We start from the raw sequence: 9,465 nt of genomic DNA, 5'->3' as shown, positions 1-9,465 counted from the left end.
CAAAAAATTTTCTGGGGGCTGGGCTTGGCGGCCTTAGTCATAGGTAGTGCTTGGCTATTCCACGAACCGACCACCCTTCGGGTTTATGGGACCCAATGCGTCCATAGCGCATGGAATCGAGCATAGCGGTTCCCTCACGGTTCCCTCTTTCTGAAGGAATCCGAGAAAGCACACTTATCCTGTTGAAAAGATTGGCGTCCCCAACGGGAGTCGAACCCGTGTCTTCAGCGGGAAAGGCTGATGTCCTAGGCCTCTAGACGATGGGGACGCAGCGCTAGCAAGACCTTGCTTGGGCCGAGTTACTACTGACTTTGGAATGCAAATGCAAGACCCGGCTTGGGGGCCGGCGCCTGCGACAAAGGAACGCCGGATATCTCCTGAATCAGCTTGCGGGTCATGGCGACGGCGAAGCTGTCGTAGTCGTCCGCCGTGATCACGAACGCTCCCGTGCCGCCGATCACGTAGCGCAGATAATAACTGTCCAGAAAGCTGTCCTCGTTCAGGATCGCTAGGCCATTGATGGTGACCCCCGCCGCCACCGCGTCGTCGCGCGAGCGGACCGGAAAACGGCCCTGATTGGCCCGCCCGTCGCCTGAGACGTCGATCACCCGACGCAGCGAGTAGAAGCCGTTCCGGGCAAAGCGGGTCACGCCGTACTCGATCGCCGTGCCGATCGCCGTGCCGCCGCCGACGATGTAGCGCGCCGTCGCCTCCACGGCTTGAGCAAAGGCTTCCGCCTCCTCGGCGTTCCGCACCACGCGCCAGTCGATGGACATGTCCTGCTTGCGGCTGTCGGACCACTGCATCAAGGCGACCGCGATCCCCAGGTCGCCGGCCGCCTGCAGGGCGGCGTGAACGCCGGGGCTGCGAAAGGCCTCGGCGATGCCACGCATTTGCAGGTCGAACTCCTTGTCGTTGACCGACGAAGAGGTGTCGACAGCCAGCAGCAGTTGCAGGTCGACTTCGCGCTGCGCCTTGGCTTCGCTGGAGAGCAGCAGGCCCAGACTCAGACCCAAACCCAACAGCAGCGCCAGTAAGCGCAGCCTCGACAGGCCGCTGATCATTTGATTCGCCATGAGGCGCACTGTATCAGGATCGCTCACGCCTCTGCTGCGTCCTCGACGATGAACTGCACGGCATCGCGCCCCGACCAGTTGTCGGGGCGCAGCTTGCCCGCCACGTGAAAGGCGCGCCCGCCGCCGGTCAGCAGCCCCTGGCCCAAGGCGCTGTCGAGAGCCTTGAAAGCGATGGCCTTCAAGCCCCTGCCATCCGGCCCGATCAGACGGCAGCGGACGTGGTTCTCCCCCACCACCTGCGCCTGCGCAACCTTGACGCCCGGCAGCAGGAAACGCGGCTCGGGGTTGTCCGTGCCGAAGGGCCCCACCTGCTCCAACAGGCGCACCAGTTCCGAGGTCGCCGCACCGGGCTGCAAAAGGCCGTCGAAGCCCATGGCCGGCTGATAGTCCAGCTCCGCCATCTGCTGTCCGAGGCGCCCGGCGAGAAAGGCACGCAGTTCATCGAGCTTCTCTTCGGCGACGGTGATTCCGGCGGCCATGGCGTGGCCGCCGCCATTGACCAGAAGGTCCGCCTGCCGCGCGGCGATGACGCTGGCGCCCAGGTCCACGCCGCGCACCGAACGGCCGGACCCCTTGCCGAGCCCCTGCTCGTCCAAGGCCACCACCAGGGCAGGCAGGTCGTAACGCTCCTTCAAGCGGCTCGCGACAATGCCGATCACGCCTGGGTGCCAGCCGCGTCCGGCGGCAAAGACCAACCCCTCGGGCGCCGGGCCCGCCTCGACGGCGGCAATCGCTTCGTCAAGCACCGCAGCCTCGATCTCCCGCCGTTCCAGATTGAAGGCGTCCAACTGCTCTGCGAGGGCGCGGGCTTCTCCGGGGTCGTCGCTGGTCAGGAGCCGCACGCCGAGATCGGACTTGCCGACCCGCCCGCCGGCGTTGACCCGGGGACCCAGCAGGAAACCGAGGTGATAGGTGCCGGGCCGCTCGTCGATCCCGGCCACGTCGCTCAGGGCCTGCAGACCCGGATTGCGCCGCTGCGCCAGAATCTTCAGCCCCTGCGTCACGAAGCCCCGGTTGAGTCCGCGCAGGGGCACCACGTCGCAAACCGTACCCAGCGCCACGATGTCGAGCCATTGGCGCAGGTCGGGCTCCTTGCGCGTCTCGTTGAAGTAGCCCCGCGCCCTGAGACAGCGGTTGAGCGCCACCAGCAGCAGGAAGGTGACGCCGACCGCCGCCAGATGCCCCTGTCCTGACTCGTCGTCGAGCCGGTTCGGGTTCACCACCGCCACCGCCTCGGGAAGCTTCGGCTCGGCCTTGTGATGGTCCACCACGATGACTTCCAGTCCGGCATCCGCCGCTGCGGCCAGGGGCTCGAAGGAGGTGATCCCGCAGTCCACCGTTATGGCGAGCTTGGCCCCCCGCTCCTTCAGCCCGATCAGGGCGGGCGCGTTCGGCCCGTAGCCTTCGGTGATGCGGTCGGGAATATGCACCAGGGCCCCGGAGCCGAGCGCCCTGAAATAGCGCAGCAGCAGCGCCGAGGAGGTGGCCCCATCCACGTCATAATCGCCGAAGACCGCGATCCCCTCGCCTGCCTCAAGCGCCTCGGCGATACGTTGGGCGGCGGCTTCCGCGCCCTTGAGGCTGGCGGGGTCCGGCAGCAGGTCGCGCAAGGTCGGCGCCAGGAAGCCTTCCGCCTCCTCCAGCGCGACGCCGCGCCCGGTCAAGACGCGTCCGACGATCTCCGGGAGGCCCAGGCTCTGGCTCAACGCCAGCGCGCTGCGGTCGTCCTGGCTGCGCAGCTCCCAACGGCGCCCCCTGAGGGAGCGTTCCACCCCCATCAAGCCGCTGCGCCGTTCCTGCGTTATCGCCGCCAAGGCGACCCCCCTTTCTAAAGTCCGATCATTAAACGTAGACGCCGTACCAGGTCTTCCGGTCGAAGTTGTGCTGCGTTTCGATGACCCGCGAGGTGCCGGTCTTGGAGCGCATCACGATCGAATGGGTCGAGGCGCCACCCGCATAGAGCCTGACGCCCTTCAACATGGCGCCGTCGGTGACGCCGGTCGCGGCGAACATGACGTTGCCGCCTGCAAGGTCGTGGAGACCGTACTTACGGTCCGGGTCTTCGATACCCATGGTGCGGGCGCGGGCGATCTGCTCTTCGTTCTTGAAGATCAGGCGGCCCTGGATCTGACCGCCCATGCAGCGCAGCGCGGCGGCGGCCAGCACGCCTTCAGGCGCCCCGCCCTGCCCCATGTAGATATCGACCGGGGCATCGGCGCGGCTGGTCGCCATGACGGCTGAGACATCGCCGTCGCGGATCAGGACGATGCGCGAGCCGGCGGTGCGCACCTTGTCGATCAGGTCCTGGTGACGCGGCCGGTCCAGAATGCAAACGGCCAGATCCTCAACGCGCATCTTCTTGGCCTGGGCCAGCTCTTTCAGGTTATCCGCCGGCTCGGCGTCCAGGTCCACGACGCCGTCGGGCAGACCGCCGCCGACGGCGATCTTGTCCATGTAGACGTCGGGAGCGTACAGGAAGCCGCCCTTCTCCGCGAAGGCGATGACCGCAAGAGCGTTGTTGTCGCCGCGCGCGGTGATGGTGGTGCCCTCCAGCGGGTCGAGCGCGATGTCCACTTCCGGGCCGCCGCTGCCAACCTTCTCGCCGATGTAGAGCATCGGGGCCTCGTCGCGCTCGCCTTCTCCGATAACGACGGTGCCGTCCATGGGCAGGGAATTCAGCACCTCGCGCATGGCGTTAACCGCAGCCTGATCGGCCGCCTTCTCATCGCCCCGTCCCATCAGGTGAGAGGACGCCAGCGCAGCCGCCTCGGTCACGCGTACGAGGTCCAGCGCCAGATTGCGATCCGTCCAGGTGTTTTCTTCCGACATGGCTTTTCCGCTCACTCCTTGGATGGTGTTCCGGCGTCGCTTCACGGCCCGCCAGTTCTCTCCATAAACTCGGTCTTCTATTCTTACAGCGATTCGATGCGAATGAGGCGCGGCTTCTCAACGACCGCCGCCATGGCCTCGATCCGCTGCAAGGCTTCCATCATGCGCGCCTCCAGCGTTTCGTGCGTGGTGATCACCACCGGCACGCTGTGGGTGTCGCTCTCCGCGCGGCCCCTCTGAACCATCGATTCCACGGAGATTCCGGAATCCCGAAGCGCCGCCGTGACGTCCGCGATCACCCCCGGCTCGTCAAGGCAGGAGAGCCGCAGGTAGTAGGCGCCGTAGTGCTCGCTCATGGGCTTGCTGGGCAGGCGCTTCAGGGCGTCGGCGGGAACGGCGAAGGTCGGCAGGGCCTGTCCGCGCGCCACGTCGATGATGTCGCCGGCAACGGCGGAAGCCGTGGGATGCCCGCCGGCCCCGCGCCCCTCGAAGAGCGTCGTGCCGACGAAGTCGCCCTCGGCGACCACGGCGTTGAAGACGCCGTCGACGCCGGCAATCGGCGCGCGCTTGTCCACGAGGCAGGGGTGGACGCGCTGAAAGACGGCGCCGTCAGCGGACTCCGCGACCCCCAGCAGCTTGATCTTGTAGCCGAGTTCATCGGCAAAGGAGATGTCGACCGCGCCGATCTCCCGGATGCCCTCCAGATAGACCCCATTGAAATCGACCTCGCAGCCGTAGGCGAGCGCGGTCAGCAGCGCGAGCTTGTGCGCGGTGTCGACGCCGTCGACGTCGAAGCTGGGGTCGGCCTCCGCATAGCCCAGCGCCTGCGCTTCGGCCAGCACATCGCCGAAATCGCGGCCGGTCTCGCGCATGGTGGTCAGAATATAGTTGCAAGTGCCGTTCAGGATCCCTGTGATCCGGGCGAAGGAGTTCCCGGCGAGGCCCTCGCGCAGCGCCTTGATCACGGGGATGCCGCCCGCGACCGCCGCTTCGAAGTGCAGGCTTGCGCCGTTGGCCTCGGCCAGACGCGCGAGCGCCGTTCCATGATGGGCGACCAGCGCCTTGTTGGCGGTGACCACCGGCTTTCCGGCGCTCAGCGCCTTTTCCACCAGTGTCTTGGCGACGCCTTCAGAGCCACCGATCAACTCCACCACCAGATCGACCGCATCGTCGTCCACGAGGTCCAGGGGATCGTCGTGCCAGGTCATGCCCTCCAGCGAGACCCCGCGGTCCTTCGAGCGGTCGCGCGCGCTCACGGCCACGACCTTGAGCCGCCGCCCGCTGCGCTGTTCGATCAGGTCACCCTGAGCCTCGATCAGTTCGATCAGCCCGGTGCCCACGGTCCCAAGTCCGGCGATCCCTAGCCGCAAGACCGGCTGGTTCGATGCCTTGGAGGCCTGTTCCGTCATCGCTTCTAACTCCCCACCGATTCTTGCGGTTCTTGTCTGATCTGCGGCCCCTGCCGCAGGAATGCCTTGATGTTGCGGGCCGCCTGGCGGATCCGCTGTTCGTTCTCAACGAGCCCCAAACGCACGAAGCCTTCTCCGTATTCCCCGAACCCGACCCCGGGCGCCACCGCGACCTCGGCCTCGGTCAGCAACCGCTTGGAGAACTCCAGCGAGCCCAGCGCCTCAAAGGCCGGCGGCAGCGGCGCCCAGACGAACATGGTCGCCGGCGGCGCGGGCACCTCCCAACCGGCCGCGCGAAGTCCATCTATCAGGACGTCACGGCGGCTGCGGTAGCGCTGGCGCATCTCCTCCACGCAGTCTTGCGGGCCGTTCAGCGCGGCTGTCGCGGCTACCTGTATCGCGGTGAAGGCGCCGTAGTCGACATAAGATTTCACCCGGGCCAGGGCCGCGATCAACTTCTTGTTGCCCGCCGCGAAGCCGACGCGCCAGCCCGGCATGGAGTAGGTCTTCGACAGCGAGGTGAACTCCACCGCCACTTCGCGCGCGCCCGGCACCTGAAGGATGGAGGGCGGCGGCTCCCCCTCGAAGTAAACCTCCGAGTAGGCGAGATCGGATATGATGTAGACGCCCTGCTTGCGGCAGAACTCCACGATCTCCTCATAGAACGCCAAGTCCACGACCTGGGCCGTGGGATTGGCGGGGTAGTTCAGAACAACCGCCAAGGGCTTGGGTACGGAATGATGCAGGGCGCGCTCCAACTGGGAGAGGATCGTGCCGCTGTCGCCCAGATGGAACTGCCGGATCGACGCGCCCGCGATGATGAAGCCGAAGGCGTGGATCGGATAGCTGGGGCTGGGCACCAGGATGACGTCACCCGGCGAGGTGATCGCCTGGGCCAGATTCGCCAGGCCCTCCTTGGAACCCAAGGTCACGATGACCTCGTCCTCCGGATCCAGTTCCACGCCGAAACGCCGGCCGTAGTAGGCCGCGTGCGCCCGGCGGAGCCCCGGGATGCCGCGCGACGTTGAATAGCGGTGGATACGGGGATTGTTCACCGCCTCGACCAGCTTTTCCGTCACGTGGGCCGGCGGCGGCTGATCGGGGTTGCCCATGCCGAAGTCGATGATGTCCGCGCCGCGCGCCCGCGCTTCGGCCTTCAGCTTGTTGACCTCCGCGAAGACGTAAGGCGGCAGGCGCTTGATGCGATGGAATTCCTCGGTCATCGACCCTGTCCAACAAGGCGTGCCGGATTGCTCCGGAGCAAACGCTCGATAAGGGGGCCGTTCTAGCGGCTCGCTTGGCCGATATCCAGGAAGATTTCCGCGCGCGGACCCAAGGTGTCGCCGCCGAAGTGACGCGGGTCCGCGCCGACGGCCTGGGTCACCAGCGAAGCAGCGGGAACCCCAAGCCGCTTCAAGGTAGCCGCCACCGCTTCGGCGCGCTCGGCCGACAGGCTGAAGGCTCTCAGCGCGTCGCGGCCTTCACTGCCGCCTGCGTAGCCGACGATCCGGATCGCGCCGCCCAGCGCCGACTGGGCGACGGCCATGCGCTCCAGGTCCGCCCGCGCGGTGGCGGAGAGGCCCGTACGGCCCTCTTCAAACTGCACCATCAAGGCCGGCCCCGGACCAAGGTTGATGCCCTCCGTGCCCGGCGGCGGCGGCTGGCTGCTGCGCCTCAGGGGCTCGGTCGAGTAGTTTGCCTGGGCGTAATCGCCGGACAGCGCTTCCTCCAGCGCCTGCCGCTCGCTGAAGCTGGTGATCGGCGCGGGCCGGGCCGGGACGATCGACAGGTTCGGGTAGCTGCCGTCGCCCTCGTCGGGCGGCGGGACGATCCGCGTGTTCTCTTCGACCTGATCGTCGTCCAGCGCCTGCGTCGGGTCCAGGGAATCGGGCAGGCTGGAACAGCCCCCGGCGGCCAGCAAAAGCAAGGCTGCGGCAATCGCGGTCAGGCCCGATCGTTTCTCTATCTGCATCCCAAGCAAGCCGTTCTCTTTCCAGCCGTCGATTCGGGTTCTCAGCATAGGTGCGGCCCATCCCCCGCGCAACAGCATGCGCGGGACCGGTGGCGGGCGGGCGGCGGGCGGGCGCCAACAGGCCCAAAGACTGGTTTTCCCTAGCCAAAGCAGGGAATTTTCGTTAGACAAGGCGCCAATCTGTTGCAGTGCAATATCACAGCGACCATGTAACCGGAATACCAAGGTCCGATACAGCGGCGACCCGCTGCGCCCAGCGCGCGGGCCCGCGGAAAAGAAGGACCTGTAAAGAGGGACCCAAGGAAGGAAAGATGGCAGACAAACAGCAGGACCAATCGCCCGACGTGCAGTTTCCCGACCCGGTCGAGTTCTCCAAGACCATGGCCGGTATCGCCGAACAGAGCCAGCGGCTGGTCAGCGACTTCCTTTCCCGCCAGCAGAGCGAAGGCGGCTCCGGCAGCCAGTCGCTCGACCCGCTGAACATCGGCGGCGCCTTCTTCGAGATGACCACGCGCATGATGCGCGACCCCTCCAAGCTGATACAGGCGCAGATGGGCCTCTGGCAGGACTACATGCGCCTCTGGCAGGCCACCACGCAGCGCATGCTGGGCGGCGAGGCCGAGTCCGTGGCCGAGCCCGCGCGCGACGACCGCCGCTTCAAGGACCCGGCTTGGGAGGAGCACGAGCTCTTCGACTTCATCAAGCAGTCCTACCTGCTCTCCGCGCGCTACATGCAGAACACCGTGCGCGACGTCGAGGGCCTGGACGACAAGACCGCCCAGAAGGTGGATTTCTATACGCGCCAGTTCGTCGACGCCATGGCGCCCTCCAACTTCGTGATGACCAACCCCGAAGTGCTGCGCACCACGGTGGAAAGCGGCGGAGAGAACCTGGTCAAGGGCCTGCAGAACCTTCTTGAGGACATGGAGAAGGGCAAGGGCAACCTGAAGATCCGGATGGTCGACGATACGGCCTTCCAGCTCGGCGAGAACATCGCGATCACGCCCGGCAAGGTGATCTTCCAGAACGACCTGATGCAGCTGATCCAGTACGCGCCACAGACCGAGCAGGTCTATAAGCGCCCGCTGCTGATCATCCCGCCCTGGATCAACAAGTTCTACATCCTCGATCTGCGGGAGAAGAACTCCTTCGTGAAGTGGGCGGTCGAGCAGGGTTTCACCGTCTTCATGATCTCCTGGGCGAATCCGGACGAGAAGCTGGCCCGCAAGTCCTTCGAGGACTACATGGTCGAAGGGCCGCTGGCGGCGCTGGAAGCCGTGGAGCAGGCGACCGGCGAGAAGGACCCCAACGTCATCGGCTATTGCCTGGGCGGCACGCTCCTGGCCTCGACCCTGGCCGTGATGTCCGAGAAGGGCGACGACCGCGTCAACTCCGCGACCTTCTTCACCACCCTGACCGATTTCGAAGAGCCCGGCGAGCTCGGCGTCTTCATCGACGAGGAGCAGCTCTCGGCCCTCGAAGAGACCATGAACAAGAAGGGCTACCTCGAAGGCGCCGAGATGGCGACCACCTTCAACATGCTGCGCGCCAACGACCTGATCTGGTCCTTCGTGGTCAACAACTACCTGCTGGGCAAGGACCCCTTCCCCTTCGACCTGCTCTATTGGAACTCCGATTCCACGCGCATGCCGGCGGTGATGCACTCCTTCTATCTGCGCAACATGTACCTTGAGAACAAGCTGCGCGAGCCGGGCGGCATCACGCTTCTGGATACGCCCGTGGACCTGCGCAAGATCAAGACGCCGATCTTCATGGTCTCCGCGCGCGAGGATCACATCGCGCCCTGGACCTCGACCTATGCGCTGACCCAGATGGTCTCCGGTCCCAAGAAGTTCGTGCTGGCGGCCTCCGGCCACATCGCGGGCGTGGTGAACCCGCCCGCGGCCAACAAGTACTGCTACTGGACCAGCAGCCGCACCACGGCCAAGGACCCCGACACCTGGCTCAAGAACGCCACCCAGAAGGATGGCTCCTGGTGGCCGGAATGGGCGGACTGGGTCGGCAAGAAGTCCGGCGCCAAGGTGCCCGCGCGCACGCCCGGCGACGGCAAGCTGAAGCCGATCGAGGACGCACCGGGCAGCTACGTGAAGGTGAAGGCCCAGGATTAAGCATCCCGAACCCATCAAGGGCGACCCCGGCAAAAGGGCCCGCGGCTGAA

7 protein-coding genes and 1 tRNA gene are annotated in these 9,465 nt (G+C 66.1%); 1 reads left to right on the top strand and 7 read right to left on the bottom strand.

From position 1 onward, the window contains the following. Nucleotides 1–192: 192 nt before the first annotated feature. The 7 genes from P8X75_03660 to P8X75_03630 form a co-directional block, all read right to left on the bottom strand. Nucleotides 193–268, bottom strand: a tRNA-Glu gene (locus P8X75_03660). Nucleotides 269–302: 34 nt separating this feature from the next. Then, nucleotides 303–1,103 (bottom strand): DUF1194 domain-containing protein, encoded by an 801-nt coding sequence (locus tag P8X75_03655; GenBank protein MEJ1994296.1) that lies wholly within the window; start codon nt 1,101–1,103, stop codon nt 303–305. Further along, nucleotides 1,100–2,890: a single-stranded-DNA-specific exonuclease RecJ gene (gene recJ, locus P8X75_03650; protein ID MEJ1994295.1), complete on the bottom strand. Its 1,791-nt coding sequence runs from the start codon at nt 2,888–2,890 to the stop codon at nt 1,100–1,102. The genes P8X75_03655 and recJ overlap by 4 nt, the downstream gene beginning before the upstream one ends. Nucleotides 2,891–2,918: 28 nt before the next feature. Next, nucleotides 2,919–3,905, bottom strand: a complete 987-nt coding sequence (gene glpX, locus P8X75_03645; protein MEJ1994294.1) for a class II fructose-bisphosphatase — start codon at nt 3,903–3,905, stop codon at nt 2,919–2,921. Between the two features lie 83 nt (nt 3,906–3,988). Continuing rightward, the gene (locus tag P8X75_03640) at nt 3,989–5,314 is read right to left on the bottom strand and encodes a homoserine dehydrogenase (GenBank protein ID MEJ1994293.1); all 1,326 of its coding nucleotides are present in this window, start codon (nt 5,312–5,314) and stop codon (nt 3,989–3,991) included. A 5-nt stretch (nt 5,315–5,319) separates the two neighbouring features. Continuing rightward, entirely contained in the window at nt 5,320–6,537 is a 1,218-nt protein-coding gene (locus P8X75_03635; GenBank protein MEJ1994292.1) for an LL-diaminopimelate aminotransferase, read from the bottom strand. Nucleotides 6,538–6,599: 62 nt separating this feature from the next. After that, nucleotides 6,600–7,334: an OmpA family protein gene (locus tag P8X75_03630; GenBank protein ID MEJ1994291.1), complete on the bottom strand. Its 735-nt coding sequence runs from the start codon at nt 7,332–7,334 to the stop codon at nt 6,600–6,602. 263 nt (nt 7,335–7,597) lie between these two features. Between P8X75_03630 and phaC the strand changes: the two genes are divergently transcribed. Beyond that, nucleotides 7,598–9,415, top strand: coding sequence for a class I poly(R)-hydroxyalkanoic acid synthase (gene phaC / locus P8X75_03625; GenBank protein ID MEJ1994290.1), 1,818 nt, complete (start codon nt 7,598–7,600; stop codon nt 9,413–9,415). Nucleotides 9,416–9,465: the final 50 nt, after the last annotated feature.

Origin of the sequence: Limibacillus sp., assembly GCA_037379885.1 — a bacterium.
GTDB lineage: Bacteria > Pseudomonadota > Alphaproteobacteria > Kiloniellales > CECT-8803 > JARRJC01.
This window is presented reverse-complemented; position numbering and strand designations above follow the sequence as displayed.